Here is an 18328-nt window from a genome sequence, read left to right on the forward strand (position 1 = left end):
GCGCCCGCCCCCGGACCCCGCTCCTCAGCCGCCGGCCGGGTGCTCGGCCGGCAGGAGGCGGGGGGTCGGGCGCGCGAGGAGTGTCAGCGGGTTGAGGTAGGTCTCGCCCGCCAGGAGGCCCCAGTGCAGGCACGACGCCGGACAGTGCGAGCCCTCCGTCAGAACCGCCACCACCTGGCCGGCCGCGACCTGCTCGCCCTCCGTGACCAGCGGCCGGACCGGCTCGTAGGTGGTGCGCAGCCCGTTCGGCAGGGCCAGCGAGAGGACGCCGCGCCCGGCGACGGGCCCGGCGTGGTGGACCCGGCCGGCCGCGACCGCCCGGAGCTCCGCGCCCACCGGCGCGGACAGGTCCACACCGCGGTGACCGGCCGCGTAGGGGGTCGGCGGCGGGTCCCACCAGCGGGCCACCGAGAGCGGAGCGGGCAGCGGGCGGACTCCGGGAAGGGCCGGCTGGACGAGGGCCAGGAGCAGGCTGAGCAGCAAGGTCGTCATGGACCCCAGCGTCCCGCGCACGCCCGGACGGCCGCCCCGGCCTGTGGACGGCCGGGGCGCTGTGGACAACGGCGTCACCCGGCATACCGCCGGGTCCCGTACACTTCTTGTGGCGATCCGGGTCACCGGGTCGACTTCGCACGCCCCGGCACCAGGCTGAAACAGCCAGGTGACAGCGTCTCTCGGTCCCTCATGGGGGCAGGGCGCGGTGGGGCGTCAGGAACCAAACCGAGAAACCAAGGAGATGGCCATGGCCGTCGTCACGATGCGGGAGCTGCTGGAAAGCGGCGTCCACTTCGGTCACCAGACCCGCCGTTGGAACCCGAAGATGAAGCGCTTCATCTTCACGGAGCGCAACGGCATCTACATCATCGACCTGCTGCAGTCGCTGTCGTACATCGACCGCGCCTACGAGTTCGTGAAGGAGACCGTCGCGCACGGTGGCTCCATCATGTTCGTCGGTACCAAGAAGCAGGCCCAGGAGGCCATCGCCGAGCAGGCGACGCGCGTTGGTATGCCGTACGTCAACCAGCGCTGGCTGGGTGGCATGCTCACCAACTTCTCCACCGTCTACAAGCGCCTTCAGCGTCTGAAGGAGCTCGAGGCGATCGACTTCGAGGACGTCGCTGCCTCGGGTCTCACCAAGAAGGAGCTCCTGGTCCTCTCCCGCGAGAAGACCAAGCTGGAGAAGACCCTCGGTGGTATCCGCGAGATGTCGAAGGTTCCCAGCGCCGTCTGGATCGTCGACACCAAGAAGGAGCACATCGCCGTCGGTGAGGCGCGCAAGCTGCACATCCCGGTCGTCGCGATCCTCGACACCAACTGCGACCCCGACGAGGTCGACTACAAGATCCCGGGCAACGACGACGCGATCCGTTCCGTCACCCTGCTCACCCGCGTGATCGCCGACGCCGTCGCCGAGGGCCTCATCGCCCGCTCCGGCGCTGCGACCGGCGACTCGAAGCCGGGCGAGAAGGCCGCCGCCGAGCCGCTCGCCGAGTGGGAGCGCGACCTGCTCGAGGGTGACAAGAAGGCTGACGAGGCCCCGGCCGCCGTCGAGGCCGTCGAGGCCCCGGCCGCCGACGCCGAGCAGGCCTGACCCTCTGAGGGCGCCCGGCGTTCACCCGCCGGGCACTCGCAGTACGGACGATGACGGCGGGGGAGCCGCGCCACGAGCGCGGCGCCTCCGCCGTTCACCCGTAGATCTACGACTTCGAGAGAGAATCACAGACTCATGGCGAACTACACCGCCGCTGACGTCAAGAAGCTCCGCGAGCTCACCGGCGCCGGCATGCTGGACTGCAAGAACGCGCTCGTGGACGCCGACGGTGACGTCGAGAAGGCCCAGGAAGCCCTCCGCATCAAGGGTCAGAAGGGCGTCGCCAAGCGCGAGGGCCGTTCTGCCGAGAACGGCGCGGTCGTCTCCCTCATCGCCGACGACAACACCTCCGGTGTCATCGTCGAGCTGAAGTGCGAGACCGACTTCGTCGCCAAGGGCGAGAAGTTCCTGGCCGTCGCCAACCAGCTGGCCGCCCACGTGGCCGCCACCTCCCCGGCCGACATCGAGGCGCTGCTCGCGTCCGAGATCGAGCCCGGCAAGACCGTCACCGCTTTCGTCGACGAGGCCAACGCCAACCTCGGCGAGAAGATCGTCCTGGACCGCTTCGCGCAGTTCACCGGCGGCTACGTGACCGCGTACATGCACCGCACGATGCCCGACCTGCCGTTCCAGATCGGCGTCCTGGTCGAGCTCGACAAGGAGAACGCCGAGGTCGCCCGCGGCGTCGCGCAGCACATCGCCGCGTTCGCCCCGCAGTGGCTGTCCGCCGAGGACGTCCCGGCCGAGAAGGTCGAGTCCGAGCGTCGCATCGCCGAAGAGGTCACCCGCGCGGAGGGCAAGCCCGAGGCTGCCATCGCGAAGATCGTCGAGGGTCGCGTCAACGGCTTCTTCAAGGACGCCACGCTGCTCGGCCAGGCCTACGCCCTGGACAACAAGAAGTCCGTCCAGAAGGTTCTGGACGAGGCCGGTGTCACCCTGAAGCGCTTCACCCGCATCAAGGTCGGCATCTGAGTCCGTCCGTACGCGACGGACACCGGACCCCGGTAGGGTCTGAAGCAGTCGTCCGCGCTTGCGCGAGGCGACCGCAGATCTGACGAGGAGGCCATTGCCGTAGAGGGAACCGCAAGGACCCACCGGCAATGGCCTTCTTCGTATGTGCACGAGGAGATCTCCATGAATCAGGGCGTGGACCCCCACACCGCATCCGACGACAAGAGCGACCAGGACAAGAAGGGCCGCCGCTTCATGCTGAAGCTGTCGGGCGAGGCCTTCTCCGGTGGCGGAGGACTGGGCGTCGACCCCGACGTCGTCCACGCCATCGCGCGTGAGATCGCCGCGGTGGTCCGCGACGGCGCGGAGATCGCCGTCGTGATCGGCGGCGGCAACTTCTTCCGCGGCGCCGAGCTCCAGCAGCGCGGCATGGACCGGGCGCGGTCCGACTACATGGGCATGCTCGGTACGGTCATGAACTGCCTCGCGCTCCAGGACTTCCTGGAGAAGGAGGGCATCGACTCCCGCGTGCAGACGGCCATCACCATGGGCCAGGTCGCGGAGCCGTACATCCCGCTGCGTGCCGTTCGGCACCTGGAGAAGGGCCGCGTCGTCATCTTCGGCGCCGGCATGGGCATGCCGTACTTCTCCACCGACACCACGGCCGCCCAGCGTGCCCTGGAGATCGACGCCGAGGCCCTGCTCATGGGCAAGAACGGTGTCGACGGGGTCTACGACTCCGACCCGAAGAAGAACCCGGACGCGGTGAAGTTCGACGCGCTGGAGTACAGCGAGGTCCTCTCCCGCGACCTCAAGGTCGCCGACGCCACCGCGATCACGCTCTGCCGCGACAACAAGCTGCCGATCCTCGTTTTCGAGCTCCTCGCCGAGGGCAATATCGCCCGCGCCGTCAAGGGTGAGAAGATCGGCACGCTCGTGAGCGACCAGGAAACCCGGGCCTGAGCAGTCCGCAGCCGGACCGAGCGAGCCCCGACCGGGCCCGCCGGGTCCGCCCGCCCGCCTGAACCATCCATATCTGACATGCAGGAGCACGTGGTGACCGAAGAGATCCTCCTCGAGGCCGAGGAGAAGATGGAAAAGGCCGTCGTCGTCGCCAAGGAAGACTTCGCCGCGATTCGCACCGGCCGTGCGCACCCGGCGATGTTCAACAAGATCGTGGCGGAGTACTACGGCGCCATCACGCCCATCAACCAGCTCGCCTCCTTCTCGGTGCCCGAGCCGCGCATGGCGATCGTGACCCCGTTCGACAAGAGCGCCCTGCGCAACATCGAGCAGGCCATCCGCGACTCCGACCTCGGTGTCAACCCGAGCAACGACGGCAGCATCATCCGGGTGACCTTCCCCGAGCTGACGCAGGACCGCCGCAAGGAGTACATCAAGGTCGCGCGCACCAAGGCCGAGGACTCGAAGATCTCGCTCCGCGCCGTCCGCCGCAAGGCCAAGGACGCCCTCGACAAGCTGGTCAAGGACAAGGAGGCCGGCGAGGACGAGGTGCGCCGCGCGGAGAAGGAGCTCGACGACACCACCGCGAAGTACGTCGCGCAGGTGGACGAGCTCCTCAAGCACAAGGAAGCCGAGCTCCTCGAAGTCTGATGAACGACACTTCCTGGCAGCCGGAGCCGGTTCCGGCGGGTCCCGCATACGATGCGCAGGTGGGCCCGCACACTCGGCCCATGCCCATCGTGCCCGATGCCGCCGGCCGTGACTTCGACGACCGGGAAGCACGCGATCGGGGGGTCGCCGCCGACAGCGGCCCCCTCTTCCGCGCCGATACGCCGCCGCAGGAGCCCATGCCCAGCCCCCCGCCTCCGCATGCCCAGCAGCCGCAGGACGCCTCGCCGCCGCCGAAGAAGCGCGCGGGCCGGGACCTGAGGGCCGCCATAGGGGTGGGCGTGGGACTCGGCGCGGTGATCTTCGCCTCGCTGCTGATCGTCAAGGCCGTCTTCGTCGGCGTCATCGTCGTCGCGGTCGTCGTCGGCCTGTGGGAGCTCACCTCCCGGCTGCAGGAGCAGAAGGGCATCAAGGCCCCGCTGGTCCCGCTCGCGGTCGGTGGCGCCGCCATGGTCATCGCCGGCTACGTCAGGGGGGCCGAGGGCGCCTGGGTCGCCATGGCCCTGACCGTGCTGGCCGTCCTGGTGTGGCGGATGACCGAACCGCCCGAGGACTACCTCAAGGACGTCACGGCGGGCGCCTTCGCGGCCTTCTACGTGCCCTTCCTGGCCACCTTCGTCGCGATGCTGCTCACCGCCGACGACGGGCCCGAGCGCGTGATCACCTTCCTGCTCCTGACCGTGGTCAGCGACACCGGGGCCTACGCGGTCGGCTGGCGCTTCGGCAAGACCAAGCTCGCCCCGCGCATCAGCCCCGGCAAGACCCGCGAGGGACTGTTCGGCGCGGTGGCCTTCGCGATGGCGGCCGGCGCCCTGTGCATGGAGTTCCTGATCGACGGCGGTTCCTGGTGGCAGGGCCTGCTGCTGGGGCTCGCGGTCGCGGTCAGCGCCACCCTGGGCGACCTGGGCGAGTCGATGATCAAGCGGGACCTGGGCATCAAGGACATGGGCACCCTGCTGCCGGGACACGGCGGGATCATGGACCGGCTGGACTCCCTGCTTCCGACGGCCCCCGTGGTCTGGCTGCTGCTGGCGGCCTTCGTGGGCACCGGCTGACCTGCGAAAAGGCGTCGCAGGACGCCGGGCGGTTACTCTTGGAAGGCGCGCTGCTTCTGCGGCGCGCCTTTCGTCTTACAAGGAGTACCTGCCATGGCCCGCCCCGTTCCGGGAGAGCTCACCTTCGTCGCCCCTCGCGGGGCCAAGAAGCCGCCCCGGCACCTCGCCGACATGACCCCGGCCGAGCGCCGCGAGGCGGTCGCCGCGATCGGCGAGAAGCCGTTCCGGGCCAAGCAGCTCTCCCAGCACTACTTCGCCCGGTACGCGCACGACCCGGCCGAGTGGACCGACATCCCGGCCGGCTCGCGCGAGAAGCTCCAGCAGGAGCTGCTGCCGGACCTGATGAGCGTCATCCGGCACATCTCGTGCGACGACGACACCACCCGCAAGACCCTGTGGAAGCTGCACGACGGCACGCTCGTCGAGTCCGTGCTGATGCGCTACCCGGACCGGGTCACCATGTGCATCTCCTCGCAGGCCGGCTGCGGCATGAACTGTCCGTTCTGTGCCACCGGCCAGGCGGGCCTCGACCGCAACCTGTCCACCGCCGAGATCGTGCACCAGATCGTCGACGGCATGCGCGCGCTGCGCGACGGCGAGGTCCCCGGCGGCCCGGCACGCCTCTCGAACATCGTCTTCATGGGCATGGGCGAGCCGCTGGCCAACTACAACCGCGTCGTCGGCGCCATCCGCCGGCTCACGGATCCGGAGCCCGACGGCCTGGGTCTGTCGCAGCGCGGCATCACCGTCTCCACCGTCGGCCTGGTCCCCGCCATGCTGCGCTTCGCCGACGAGGGCTTCAAGTGCCGGCTCGCCGTCTCGCTGCACGCGCCCGACGACGAGCTGCGCGACACCCTCGTCCCGGTGAACACCCGCTGGAACGTCCGCGAGGTGCTCGACGCCGCCTGGGAGTACGCCGAGAAGTCCAGCCGCCGGATCTCGATCGAGTACGCCCTGATCCGCGACATCAACGACCAGGCCTGGCGCGGTGACCTCCTGGGCAAGCTGCTCAAGGGCAAGCGTGTGCACGTCAACCTGATCCCGCTCAACCCGACGCCGGGCTCCAAGTGGACCGCCTCGCGGCCCGAGGACGAGAAGGCCTTCGTGGAGGCCATCGCCCGCCACGGCGTGCCGGTGACGGTACGCGACACCCGGGGCCAGGAGATCGACGGCGCGTGCGGCCAGCTGGCCGCCTCGGAGCGCTAGATTCCGCTTCTGTTCGAGGCGATTCGGCCACGGGGTACCCTGTGGCCGAACCAATTTCATATTCCGACAGGGGAGCGCCACAGCGCTGAGAGTGCGGTATCCGTCATCCGCAGACCCTCTGAACCTCGCCCCGGTCATTCGGGGTAGGAAGTTCGGTCACCACTCTTGCTGTTGCGCCCTGCCCGGCGTCCGCTCCCACAGAGCGCCGGGCAGGGCCGCGTCTTCTCCTGGACATCCCAGGAGGAATTCACCAATGAGCACCACCAGGAAGATGGCGGGTGTCGCACTCGCGGCCGCGCTGGGCGTCACGACGCTCAGCGCCTGCGGCGGCGGCGATGCCAAGGACAAGACCGCGGGCTCGAGCGACGCCCCGAAGTCCAAGACCGTCACGCTCGTCTCCCACGACTCCTTCAATGTGACCGACACGGTCCTCAAGGAGTTCGAGCAGCAGAGCGGCTACACCGTCAAGGTGCTGAAGTCCGGGGACGCCGGCGCCGCCCTGAACCAGGAGATCCTCACCAAGGGCTCCCCGCGCGGCGACGTCTTCTTCGGCGTGGACAACACCCTCCTCTCGCGCGCCCTCGACAACGGCATCTTCACGCCGTACGAGGCCAAGGGCCTGGACGGGGTGAAGCCCGAGTACGTGCTGGACAAGGAGCACCGGGTCACCCCGATCGACTCCGGTGACATCTGCGTCAACTACGACAAGGCGTACTTCGCCGAGAAGAAGATCGCCCCGCCGCAGACGCTGGACGACCTGATCAAACCGGAGTACAAGAACCTGCTGGTCACCGAGAACGCCGCGACCTCCTCGCCCGGTCTCGGCTTCCTGCTGGCCTCCGTCGGCAAGTACGGCGAGGACGGCTGGAAGGACTACTGGAGCAAGCTGAAGGCCAACGGCGTCGAGGTCGTCGACGGCTGGGAGCAGGCCTACAACGAGCGCTTCTCCGGCTCCGCGGGCGGCAAGAAGGCCAAGGGCGACCGCCCGCTGGTCGTCTCCTACGCCTCCAGCCCGCCGGTCGAGGTCCTGTACGGCGAGCCCCAGCCGGCCGAGGCCCCCACGGGCGTCTCCACCGGCACCTGCTTCCGCCAGATCGAGTTCGCGGGCCTGCTCAAGGGCGCCAAGAACGAGGAGGGCGGCAAGGCCCTCGTGGACTTCCTGGTCAGCAAGAAGTTCCAGGAGGACATGCCGCTCCAGATGTTCGTGAACCCCGTGACGAAGGACGCCGTCCTGCCGGAGCTGTTCACCAAGCACGGTGTGGTGGTCGAGAAGCCGGAGAACGTGGCTCCCGAGATCATCGCCAAGAACCGTGAGCAGTGGGTCAAGGCATGGACCGCGCTCGTCGTGAAGTAAGCGGCACCAAGGAGCCGGGCGCGGCGTCGCAGGACGCCGCGCCGGGCCCCGGCCCCCGCGAGGGGGCACGGGCGACCGCGGTGCGGCTCGCCCTGATGGCCGTCCCCCTCGTCTTCTTCGGGCTGTTCTTCGCCTACCCCGTGGCGGCGATCGTCGGGCGGGGCCTGAAGACCGGCGAAGGCTGGCAGTTCGGCCGGTTCGCGGAGGTGCTGGCCCGGCCCGACATCGCCGACGTGCTGTGGTTCACCACCTGGCAGGCGTTCGCCTCCACCCTGCTCACACTACTGATCGCGCTCCCCGCCGCGTACGTCTTCGCGCGCTTGGAGTTCCCGGGGAAGCAACTGCTGCGCGCCGTCGTGACCGTTCCCTTCGTGCTGCCGACCGTGGTGGTCGGCACGGCCTTCCTCGCCCTGCTGGGGCGGGGCGGGCTGCTGGACGAACTGGTGGGCGTCCGGCTCGACACCACCGTCTGGGCGATCCTGCTCGCGCACGTCTTCTTCAACTACGCCGTCGTCGTCCGTACGGTCGGCGGACTGTGGGCCCAGCTGGATCCGCGCCAGGAGGAGGCCGCCCGGGTGCTGGGCGCCGGCCGGTTCACCGCCTGGCGGCGGGTGACGCTGCCCGCGCTCGTCCCGGCGGTGGCCGCCGCCGCGCTGATGGTGTTCCTGTTCACCTTCAGCTCCTTCGGCGTCGTACTGATCCTCGGCGGACCCGCGTACTCCACCCTGGAGGTGGAGGTCTACCGGCAGACCGCGCAGCTCCTGGACCTGCCGACGGCGGCCGTCCTGACGATGGTGCAGTTCGCCGCGATCGGCGCGATCCTCGCCGTGCACGCCTGGACCGTGCGCAAGCGCGAGACCGCGCTGCGGTTGGTCGATCCGGGCCGCACCACGCACCGGCCGCGCGGCTGGGCGCAGCGCACGCTCCTGGGCGGGGTGCTGCTGACCGTCGCGCTGCTGATCCTGCTGCCGCTGGGCGTGCTCGTCGAACGGTCCTTCGACACCCCCGGCGGCTACGGCCTCGGCTACTACCGGGCCCTGCAGGACGCGGGCGCCGGTGGCGGGACCTTCCTGGTGGCGCCGCTGGAGGCGATCTGGAACTCCCTGCAGTACGCGCTCGCCGCCACGGCGATCGCCCTGGTCGTCGGGGGACTCGCGGCCGCGGCGCTGACCCGGCGCGGAGGCCGCTTCGTACGCGGCTTCGACGCCCTGCTGATGCTCCCGCTCGGGGTGTCCGCGGTGACCGTGGGCTTCGGCTTCCTGATCACCCTGGACCGGCCGCCGCTGGATCTGCGGACCTCGTGGATCCTGGTGCCGCTCGCGCAGGCCCTGGTGGGTGTGCCCTTCGTCGTACGGACCATGCTGCCGGTACTGCGCGCGGTGGACGGGCGGCTGCGGGAGGCCGCCGGGGTGCTCGGCGCGTCGCCGCTGCGGGCCTGGCGGGAGGTGGACCTGCCGCTGGTGCGCCGGGCGCTGCTGATCGCGGCCGGGTTCGCCTTCGCCGTGTCCCTGGGAGAGTTCGGCGCGACCGTGTTCATCGCGCGGGCGGACCGGCCGACGCTGCCGGTGGCCGTGGCGCGGCTGCTGGGACGGGCCGGAGAGCTGAACTACGGCCAGGCGATGGCCCTGAGCACGATTTTGATGCTGGTGTGCGCGGTGTCCCTGCTGCTGCTGGAGCGACTGCGGCCCGACAAGACCTCCGGAGAGTTCTGATGACACTGCTTCAGCTGGAGGGGGTGTCGGTCCGCTTCGGTGAGCGCGCGGCCCAGTACGCCCTGGACGGCGTGGACCTCGCCGTCGCCGAGCACGAGATCGTGTGCGTGCTGGGGCCGAGCGGAAGCGGCAAGTCCACGCTGCTGCGGGTCGTCGCCGGACTCCAGCGGGTGTCCGCCGGACGGGTGCTGCTGGGCGGGGCCGACCAGGCGGACGTCCCCGTGCACCGGCGGGGCGTCGGCCTGATGTTCCAGGACCACCAGCTCTTCCCGCACCGCGACGTGGGCGCGAACGTCTCCTTCGGGCTGCGGGTGCGGGGAGCCGGACGGGCCTCGTCCGCGGACCGGGTCGCGCAACTGCTGGAACTGGTCGGGCTCCCCGGCGCCCAGGGCCGGGCGGTGGCCTCCCTGTCGGGCGGTGAGCAGCAGCGGGTGGCGCTGGCCCGGGCGCTGGCACCGTCGCCGCGGCTGCTGATGCTCGACGAACCGCTCGGGCAGCTCGACCGGGGGCTGCGGGAGCGGCTCGTGGTGGAGCTGCGCGGGCTGTTCTCCCGGCTGGGCACGACCGTACTGGCCGTCACGCACGACCAGGGCGAGGCCTTCGCCCTGGCGGACCGGGTGGTGGTGATGCGGGACGGCCGGATCGCTCAGGCCGGGACCCCGCTGGAGGTGTGGCAGCGGCCCGCCTCGGAGTTCGTGGCACGGTTCCTCGGCTTCGAGAACGTGGTCCCGGCCGTGGTCTCGGGCCCGTGGGCCGCCACCGCCTGGGGCAGGGTCCCGGTGCCGGCCGGAACCCCCGAGGGGGAGCGGCGGCTGCTGATCCGCCCCGCCGGCGTCGTGCTCTGCGCGGCGGGCCTGAGGTGCGAGGTGGTCTCCCGTACCTTCCGCGGCACCCACGTCGCACTGGTGCTGCGGCCGGAGACGGGACCGGCGCTGGAGGCGGAGTGCGGCCTGGCGGGGGCGCCGGCCGTGGGGGACCGGGTCGAGGTGAGCTTCACCCCCGCCGAGGTGGTTGTACTGCCCCAGGAGACGGCCTAGGGCCGGATGCCGTCGCAGGCGATCGGCAGGTGGCGCGGGCCGCGCAGGACCGAATTCTGGCGGTACGGCGGCGGGTCCTCCAGCAGCCGCGGATTCTCCAGCCGACGGGCCAGCTCGCTCAGCGCCAGCTGGGCCTCCTGCCGGGCCAGCGGTGCCCCGAAGCAGCTGTGGATGCCGCTGCCGAGGCCGAGGTGCTGGATGTCCTTGCGGTCGGGGTCGAAGCGGTCCGGGTCCTCGAACCGCTTCGGGTCGCGGTTCCCGGAGGCCAGCATCAGCCACACGGACGCGCCCTTGGGGATGGTGACCCCGGCGACCTCGATGTCGGAGAGGGTGGTGCGCTGGGGCAGCAGCTGCACGGGGGGCTCGTAGCGCAGCAGCTCCTCGACGATCGGGATCGCCAGGTCGGGGTCGTTGCGCAGCCGCTCGAGGACCTCCGGGTGGCGCAGCAGCGTCAGCATCCCGTTGGTGATGAGGTTGACCGTCGTCTCGTGGCCCGCGATCAGCAGCAGTGCGGAGGTGCTTAGCGCCTCCATCGTGGTCATCGCGCCGTCCGGGCCGTCCGCCGTCGCCAGCTGGGACAGCATGTCGTCGCCCGGCTTCTTGCGGCGCTCCTCGATCAGCCCGGCCAGGTACATGCCCAGCTCCATGCGGGCGTCCATCGCGCCCTGGCCGCGCTTCGTGGGGTCCGCGTCCGGGTCGGGGTCCAGGCTGGCGGCCAGGGCCTCCGCCCACACGTGGAAGCGGGGTTCGTCCTCGCGGGGGATGCCGAGCAGCCGGCAGATGACGGAGACCGGGAAGGGGTACGCGAACTGGTCGACGAGATCGATCCGGTCCAGCTGTCCGGTCTCCACGATGCCGTCGATCAGCCCGGTGACGAGGGTGCCGAGTTCGTCGCGCATGTCGTGCACCCGGTGGGGTGCGTGCGGCGGGCCGAACGGCCGGTTCGTCATCCGCCGCAGCCGGTCGTGGTCGGGCGGGTCGAGCTTGAGGAACGACGGCGGCAGGGTCGTGCCCTCCTCGTCGGACTGTTCGCCCAGCAGGTCGTCCCCGGTCGCCTTCAGGTTCTTGGCGTCGGAGCTGATCCGCGGGTCGTGCAGGAGGCTGTGGATCTCGTAGTACGTGCTGACGACGTACGGGCCGTCCCCGTCGTGGGAAACCGGTGTCTTGCGGAGTTCCTCGTACAGGGGGTACGGATTCGCGCGGCTGGCGTAGTCGATGATCTCCCGCAGCAGGGCTTGCGTCATGACAGGTCCTCGTGATCCTCGGGGAGGGCGCGGTGCGGCGAGGCCGACGGTGCGCGGGTGCAGGTCACCTTCCGGGGGTGAAGGTCATCTTCCGGTCCGCCGGCGAATAGCCGCTCAGCGTGATGGTCGGCCCGTGGGTCGGGACGGAGGGGTCGGGGAAGTCGGCGGGCAGCGGCTTGGTCCCCTCGGGCCTGCGGTCCACCGTGGAGAACGGCGGCGGGAACGGCGCGGTGGCCTCGATCTGCTGCTCGTAGAACGGCAGCCACCGGCAGTTGTCGAAGGTTACGGCCGCGATCAGCCGCCCCTGGTACCCGTACGCGGCCGCGAACCGGCGTTCGGCGAGCGAGCCCTGGGTGATGAGGATCTCGGTCCCCATCGGCGGTACCCCGACCGACTTGATGTTCACACCGAACTGGGAGGACCAGAACGCCGGAACCCACAGGTGGGGACGGCGGTCGGCGCTCGCGCTGAGCATGTTGTGCGCGGCGGTGTCGGCCTGCGCGACGGCGTTGCCCCAGTGCTCCAGCGACAGGAACTGGTAGCCGAACAGGGCGTGCGGGGAACGTGCCACGTCACCCGCCACGTAGATGTCGTCGGTGACGATGCCCCGGACGTCGAAGGCCCGGCACCCGGCGTCGCAGGCGATGCCCCGCGGACCCGCGCCCAGCCCGGAGCCGGAGAGCCACTCGGTGTTGCGCTGCGCGCCCAGCGAGACGACCACCACGTCCGCCTCCACGGTGGACCCGTCGGAGAAGTGCGCGGCGCGGACCCGCCCGGAGGGGTCACCCTCCAGGGAGGTCACCATGACTCCGGTACGCAGGTCGACGCCGTTCTCGCGGTGCATCTCGGCCGCCACCGCACCGATCACCCCGCCCAGCGCACCGACCAGCGGGGCCTCGCCCCGTTCGGCGACGGTGACGTCCAGGCCGCGCTCGCGGCACGCGGAGGCGATCTCGGACCCGGTGAACCCGGCTCCGATGACCAGCACCCGGCGGGGACCGGCGGCCAGGGCCCGTTGCAGTCCTTCGCCGTCGTCGCGGGTGCGCAGCACGAAGACACCCTTGAGGGCGCCCTCCTCCGCGTTGGGCCAGGGCCGGGCGCGCACACCGGTGGCGATCAGCAGCCGGTCGTACTCGACCGCGTCGCCGTTGCCGAGCTCGACCCGGCGGGCGGCCATGTCCAGACCCGTTGCCGGGACCCCGAGGCGCCAGTCCGCGTCGATCGCCCGGCGGCGGGGGAGGGCCGTGTGGTCGGCGACCGCGTTGCCCAGCAGGACCTGCTTGGACAGCGGGGGCCGGTCGTACGGCTCGTACGGTTCGTCGCCGATCATCGTGAGCGAACCGGCGAAACCCTTCTCGCGCATGGTCTCGGCGGCCCGCAGACCGGCCAGGGATGCGCCGACGACGACGATCCGGCCCTCGCGCTTGAGTCGCTCAAGGGATCCGTCGTGCGTTCCTGTACTCGTCACTGCGCGCCTCCGGAAGGAGATCCGGCGCCGGCCACGGCGTCCGGGGCCACCATGTTCGCCATGTCCTCGTCCGTGATCTCCAGAAGGATCGCCTGGACCGGACAGGCGGCCACGGCACGCATGACGTCCTCGCGCTGCGCCGGATCCGCCTCCGGGTTGTAGAGCAGCGACTCGTCGCCGTGCATGGCGAAGACATCGGGAGCGAGGAATGCGCACTGGGCGTATCCCTGGCAGCGGTTGAGGTCGACGACAAGCCTCATGACGGTTCTGCCTTTCCCTCGGCCGTCCCTCCCCGTCACCCCCCGGAGCCCCCGGGCCCTCCCTTTCCCACCAGCATGCACGCGGCACCCACAGGCCGCCTGCCGGAGTGAGGATCCCCAGGTCAGGGCGGTTCGGTGGGGGTCGGAGGCCGACGGGCGGTGCCGCGTCGGACGCGCAGGACGTACAGGCTGAGGATCAGGGCCCAGGCCGGGAACACCATCTCGGACCAGGGCACTCCGGAACCGACCACGAGCAGGACCAGGCCGACGACCGTGCCCAGCAGGGCCAGTGGCCGCGGGAAGACGCCGAGCATCCGACCGATGGTCGAGGTCGCCAGGACGAAGACGGCGGCCATCCGCATGGCGTACGTCGCGAGGAGGGTGTAGGCGAAGTGGCGGCCGAAATCGGAGGGTGAGCCCTCGGCCAGCACGGTGCCCGCCGCCGCCGCGGAGGCGAACAGGGTGGCCACGAAGATGAATCCGCTGCCGAGGAACACGGTGGCGACGAACCGGTCCTCGGCCGCGCCCGTGTGCGCGCGCAGGGCGCCCATGAACCAGAGGAAGAAGATGCCCGCGAAGGGCACGATCTCCAGTGCCACTTGGACCGCCCAGCGCTTGTCCGGATCGACGGGCAGGTCGGCGGCGTTGCCCGACGGGACGGCGATCCGCATCAGGACGATCGCCGCCCCGAGCAGAAGGGCGAAGGCGATTCCGGCCATCCCGGCCGCGCGTGGCGTGTCGAGCCGATCGGTCGTGGGACTCACGAACCCCTCACTCTCTCCCCCGGTCCAGCAAGCGGCAGTCATCGCCGCGCCACCACCGGGGGACGGCCGACCGGGTGAGGAGCCCGGCCGGCCGGTGGGTCAGCCGACCGGCTCCGGGACCGGGTCCGCGGCGCCTTCGTCGGCTCCCTCGTGCTTGCCGTACCAGGCGACGGCCACCGCTCCGGCGACGGCCATGACGAAGCCGAGGACCGCGAGCCAGGCGAGGCCGGGGCGGGAGGCGTCGCCGAGCCACAGGACGCCGATCGCGCCCGGCAGCACCGTCTCGCCGACGACCAGGGCCGCCGTGGCACCGTTCACCGAGCCGATCTGGAGGGCGACCGTGTGCAGGTACATGCCTCCGACGCCCGCCACCAGAATGGCGTAGAGGGCCGGGTCGGTCAGCAGGGTGCCGAGGTCGAACGGGTCCACGCCGTCCAGGATCCGCACGCCCACGCCGAGCGCGCCGAAACCGAGCCCCGACAGCAGGCCCGCCAGGATCGCCGCGCCGCCGCCGAGCAGGCGTACGGCCACGGTTCCGCCCACCATCAGCAGCAGGGTGATCCCCAGCAGCCACCAGTGCGTGGACATCGGCGCGTGGTGGCCGCCCTCGTGGCCCGCGGCCGTCGCCAGCAGCACCAGCGCGGTGCAGACGACACCGATCGAGGTCCATTCCTTCCGGCTCAGCCGGATGCCGAGCATCTTGACGCTCAGCACGGCGGTGATCACCAGGTTGGCGCTGATCACCGTCTGGGAGAGGAAGAGGGGCAGGAGGCGGGCAGCCAGGGCGCCGAGGCCGAAGCCCACGAAGTCCAGGATGGTGCCGACGATGAATTCCCAGGTCATCGCCGCTTTCGCGGTGGACGACAGGTTGGGGCCGCCGTGGGCGGTCACCCCGGCGGCGGCCGGGGACATGCGTGCGGCGCGGCGTGAGCCGACGGCTTGCAACACGGACCCCGTGCCGTAGCAGATGGACGCCGCGATCGCGGTCAGCAGGCCTATGAGCACCAAGGGCTCCGTTCACGTCTGGCAGGTTTTGCGGTACCTCTGCCAGACGTCGGAACGGGCCGGGAAGTTGCTTCCGGAACTCAGCCCATCGAAGCGAGGACGTCCGGGACCTCGTCCACCGAATCGACGAGCGCGATGCGCGACTCCATCGCACGGCCCCGCGCCAGCGCCTGGAGCAGCGGCCAGGCCGGCAGGTGCTCGGTCCAGTGGGTGCGGCCGACCAGGACCATCGGGGCCGGCTCGCCCCGGGACTCGTAGTAATTCGGCGTCCCGTTGTCGAAGATCTCCTGGACGGTGCCCGCCGCGCCGGGCAGGAACACCACGCCCGCGTTGGAACGGGCCAGCAGCCCGTCCTCGCGGGTGGCGTTCGCGAAGTACTTCGCCACGTGGCCCGCGAACGCGTTCGGCGGCTCGTGCCCGTAGAACCAGGTCGGGATGCCCACGGAGTCCCCGCCGGCGGGGAAGCGCTCGCGCACGGCGAACGCCGCGTGCGCCCAGTCGGACACCGACGGCGCGAAGGAGGGGGCCTTGGCCAGCATCTCCAGGGCCTCGGCGAGGGCCTCGTCCGGAGCCGGTGCGAGGTAGGCGCCGAGGTTGGCGGCCTCCATCGCGCCGGGGCCGCCGCCGGTGGCCACCGTCAGCCCGGACCGGGTCAGCGCCCGGCCCAGCTCCGCCGCGCCGCGGTAGTCCGTACCGCCGCGGGCCATGGCGTGGCCGCCCATCACCCCGACGACCCGGACACCGCGGAGGTGCTCGTCGAGGGCGTCGGAGACGGCGTCGTCATGGACGGAACGGAGCATCGAGGAGAAGACGTCGCCGTCGGACTTCGTCTCCTGGAACCAGGCGTACGCCTCGGCGTCCGGGGTCGCCTCGTACCCGTCGGCCAGCCCGGTGAAGAGCTCCTCGGGCGTGTAGAGCAGGCCCCGGTACGGGTTGAACGGCAGGTCGGGGACGGGCGGGAAGACCAGCGCGCCGTCGGCGCGGACCTTCGCCGCCGCGTCGGGCTCCATCGCACAGCCCAGGAACACCGCCGCCGAGGTGTCGGCGGCCAGCAGCGCGAAGGTGCGCTCCAGCAGGTTGACCGACTGGATCCGGTAGCCGCTGAGCGAGCCGCGTGCCACGACCTGGTCGAATTCGGCGAGCGTCTCTATCTCGATGTCTGGGTTGACCATTCGGCCCACCCTAAGGGCTGCTCGTGTCAGCGGGTCAACGCCAGTGACGTCAGCTGCGCCACACCCCAGCTGAGCGGTACGCACACGGCCAGGAGGGCGGTGGCCCGCAGACTCGCGGCGCTGCGCAGGACGTTGGCCGGGGCACCCAGGTCGAGCAGGGCCGTCCGTCCGGGCTGTCGGCTCCGGCGGGCCTCCACCACGGACGTGAGAAGGGTCGCGGCGGCGCACAGGGTCACCAGGGCGACGGCCGGCCAGGTCAGCGGGCCCAGCGGGACGGGCAGCCCGCCCCGGTCGCGCAGGGCGAACGCGGTCAGGGCGCCCGCGGCCACCGAGCAGAGCACTCCCAGCGGGGGGCCGATCCGGGGGGCCTCCTGCTGGAGGGTCCGCCCGGCCAGCAGCCGCAGCGCTCCCGGGCGCACGGCCTGGACCAGGCTCCCGCAGGCGTAGGCGAGCCCGGGTCCGGCGAGGGCGAGCCCGAGCGCGGTCAGCGACCAGCCGATGAGCGCCCCGGCGCCGTCACGGCCCGCGTAGGCCGAGGCCGCGAGCCCGCAGGCGGTCAGCGCGATGCCCCAGGGCAGTCCGGTCTGGGGGGCCAGGGGCGGGTGCGGGCGCAGCGCGAGGGCGGTGGCGGCCGAGGCGGTCAGCGGGATCAGGGCCAGCAGGGTGAGGGCGCCCGCCACCGGCAGTGGCTGGTCGGCGTGGAGCAGCTCGGCCCCGGCCCCGTCGAACGGCAGCCCCGCCAGTTCCCCGCGCAGGTGGAGGAAGGCGGCCAGGGCCAGGGCGCTGCCCAGGGCGCAGGCGACGGCGGTGGAGATCGCGGCGGCCAGCATGAGCCGGACGGGTCCCAGTCCGACGGCGTCCAGTCCCTCGCGGGGCTGGGTCGCGGGGTCGGCCCGCGCCACGACGACGGCGAAGTGCACGGTGACGGCCAGCGGGATCAGGGCCCACAGCAGGCGGGGGAACGATCCGGCCGGCCGGTCCACGGCACCGGCGAGTACATAGAGGAACAGGAAACCGGTTCCGGCCGAGGCCGCGGCGACGAGGAGCCGCCGCAGCTGGACGAGAGGCCGGGAACCGCGGGCTAGGCGGAGAGCGAGCACGCGGCCTGGTCCTCCGTGGTGTCGGCGACGGGGGTGGCGGCGGCCGCGGCCCCCGCGAGGCGGCCGTCGAGCAGGGCGATCCGACGGTCCGCGACGGCCGCGGTGGCCTCGTCATGGGTGGCCAGCAGCACGGTGATGTCGTGGGAGCGGGCCGCGGTGGTCAGCGTACGGAGCAGCAGGTCCCGCTCGGTGCGGTGCAGAGGGGCCGTCGGCTCGTCGGCGAAGATCACCGCGGGCTCGTTCGCCAGGGCCCGGGCGAGTGCGACCCGTTGGCACTCGGCGCGGGTCAGGGCGCCGGGGCGCTTGCGGGCGAGGCCGGCGATGTCGAGGCGGTCCAGCCATTCGCAGGCGGCCTTGCGGGCGCTGCGGTGGGAGGCTCCGGCGAGCAGCAGGGGCAGGGCCGCGTTCTCCCAGACCTTCAGCTCGGGCAGCAGCTGGGGCTCGTGGCCGATCCAGCCGAACCGGTCGCGGCGCAGCCGTTCGCGGACGAGGGCGCCCATGGTGTGCACGGGGACGCTGTTGAACCAGACCTCGCCCTGCTGGGTGCGCAGCTGCCCGGAAAGACAGCGGAGCAGGGTGGTCTTGCCACTGCCGCGGGGACCGGTCAGGGCGAGGATCTCGCCCTGGCGGACACCGACGGAGATCTCCACGAGGGCGGGGGAGCCGTCGTGGGAGTAGTGAAGGGACCGAGCCCACAGGACGTCATTGTCAGGCGGGGCATTATCCGGTGGAGCCACCATGGCGTACACCTCCGTCCGAGGGAACGAAGCGGAGCCG

18 protein-coding genes are annotated in these 18328 nt (G+C 71.4%); 9 read left to right on the top strand and 9 right to left on the bottom strand.

All coding sequences use genetic code 11. The annotated features are described in order from the left end of the window. Positions 1–24: 24 nt before the first annotated feature. Positions 25–492 carry a murein hydrolase activator EnvC family protein gene (locus ACXNSR_RS27775; protein ID WP_458638108.1) on the bottom strand — a complete coding sequence of 156 codons (468 nt, stop codon included), beginning with the start codon at positions 490–492 and terminating at the stop codon, positions 25–27. A gap of 250 nt (positions 493–742) precedes the next feature. Here ACXNSR_RS27775 and rpsB point away from each other — a divergent pair, with 250 nt between their 5' ends. From rpsB to ACXNSR_RS27820, 9 genes are all read left to right on the top strand, one after another. Next, positions 743–1591: a 30S ribosomal protein S2 gene (gene rpsB / locus ACXNSR_RS27780; RefSeq protein ID WP_458638109.1), complete on the top strand. Its 849-nt coding sequence runs from the start codon at positions 743–745 to the stop codon at positions 1589–1591. A gap of 135 nt (positions 1592–1726) precedes the next feature. After that, positions 1727–2563 (top strand): translation elongation factor Ts, encoded by an 837-nt coding sequence (gene tsf, locus ACXNSR_RS27785; protein WP_030844487.1) that lies wholly within the window; start codon positions 1727–1729, stop codon positions 2561–2563. A 162-nt stretch (positions 2564–2725) separates the two neighbouring features. Then, entirely contained in the window at positions 2726–3505 is a 780-nt protein-coding gene (pyrH, locus tag ACXNSR_RS27790) for a UMP kinase (protein WP_030016384.1), read from the top strand. 93 nt (positions 3506–3598) lie between these two features. Further along, entirely contained in the window at positions 3599–4156 is a 558-nt protein-coding gene (gene frr / locus ACXNSR_RS27795; protein WP_030016386.1) for a ribosome recycling factor, read from the top strand. After that, positions 4156–5229, top strand: a complete 1074-nt coding sequence (locus ACXNSR_RS27800) for a phosphatidate cytidylyltransferase (protein WP_458638110.1) — start codon at positions 4156–4158, stop codon at positions 5227–5229. The genes frr and ACXNSR_RS27800 overlap by 1 nt, the downstream gene beginning before the upstream one ends. Positions 5230–5322: 93 nt before the next feature. Continuing rightward, positions 5323–6435, top strand: a complete 1113-nt coding sequence (rlmN, locus tag ACXNSR_RS27805; RefSeq protein ID WP_458638111.1) for a 23S rRNA (adenine(2503)-C(2))-methyltransferase RlmN — start codon at positions 5323–5325, stop codon at positions 6433–6435. A gap of 253 nt (positions 6436–6688) precedes the next feature. Continuing rightward, the gene (locus ACXNSR_RS27810; protein WP_458638112.1) at positions 6689–7789 is read left to right on the top strand and encodes a thiamine ABC transporter substrate-binding protein; all 1101 of its coding nucleotides are present in this window, start codon (positions 6689–6691) and stop codon (positions 7787–7789) included. 95 nt (positions 7790–7884) lie between these two features. Further along, complete coding sequence (locus ACXNSR_RS27815; RefSeq protein WP_458643411.1) at positions 7885–9501, top strand: ABC transporter permease; 1617 nt, start codon at positions 7885–7887, stop codon at positions 9499–9501. After that, complete coding sequence (locus ACXNSR_RS27820) at positions 9501–10538, top strand: ABC transporter ATP-binding protein (RefSeq protein ID WP_458638113.1); 1038 nt, start codon at positions 9501–9503, stop codon at positions 10536–10538. The genes ACXNSR_RS27815 and ACXNSR_RS27820 overlap by 1 nt, the downstream gene beginning before the upstream one ends. Here the strand turns inward: ACXNSR_RS27820 and ACXNSR_RS27825 are convergent. The 8 genes from ACXNSR_RS27825 to ACXNSR_RS27860 form a co-directional block, all read right to left on the bottom strand. Continuing rightward, positions 10535–11782: a cytochrome P450 gene (locus ACXNSR_RS27825; protein ID WP_458638114.1), complete on the bottom strand. Its 1248-nt coding sequence runs from the start codon at positions 11780–11782 to the stop codon at positions 10535–10537. The genes ACXNSR_RS27820 and ACXNSR_RS27825 overlap by 4 nt on opposite strands. A 64-nt stretch (positions 11783–11846) precedes the next feature. Further along, positions 11847–13250 (bottom strand): NAD(P)/FAD-dependent oxidoreductase, encoded by a 1404-nt coding sequence (locus ACXNSR_RS27830; protein ID WP_458638115.1) that lies wholly within the window; start codon positions 13248–13250, stop codon positions 11847–11849. Continuing rightward, a complete protein-coding gene (locus ACXNSR_RS27835) occupies positions 13247–13510 on the bottom strand; it encodes a ferredoxin (protein ID WP_458638116.1) in 264 nt (87 codons plus the stop codon). Before ACXNSR_RS27835 ends, ACXNSR_RS27830 begins: the two co-directional genes overlap by 4 nt. 122 nt (positions 13511–13632) lie before the next feature. Continuing rightward, positions 13633–14274 (bottom strand): hypothetical protein, encoded by a 642-nt coding sequence (locus ACXNSR_RS27840; protein WP_458638117.1) that lies wholly within the window; start codon positions 14272–14274, stop codon positions 13633–13635. A 99-nt stretch (positions 14275–14373) separates the two neighbouring features. Then, complete coding sequence (locus ACXNSR_RS27845) at positions 14374–15279, bottom strand: DMT family protein (RefSeq protein ID WP_458638118.1); 906 nt, start codon at positions 15277–15279, stop codon at positions 14374–14376. Between the two features lie 80 nt (positions 15280–15359). Then, positions 15360–16451, bottom strand: a complete 1092-nt coding sequence (locus ACXNSR_RS27850) for an LOG family protein (RefSeq protein ID WP_458638119.1) — start codon at positions 16449–16451, stop codon at positions 15360–15362. Between the two features lie 26 nt (positions 16452–16477). Further along, positions 16478–17551: a hypothetical protein gene (locus ACXNSR_RS27855; protein WP_458638120.1), complete on the bottom strand. Its 1074-nt coding sequence runs from the start codon at positions 17549–17551 to the stop codon at positions 16478–16480. Beyond that, entirely contained in the window at positions 17533–18291 is a 759-nt protein-coding gene (locus tag ACXNSR_RS27860; protein WP_458638121.1) for an ABC transporter ATP-binding protein, read from the bottom strand. Before ACXNSR_RS27860 ends, ACXNSR_RS27855 begins: the two co-directional genes overlap by 19 nt. Positions 18292–18328 lie beyond the last annotated feature (37 nt).

Source organism: Streptomyces sp. NC-S4 (assembly GCF_054353315.1).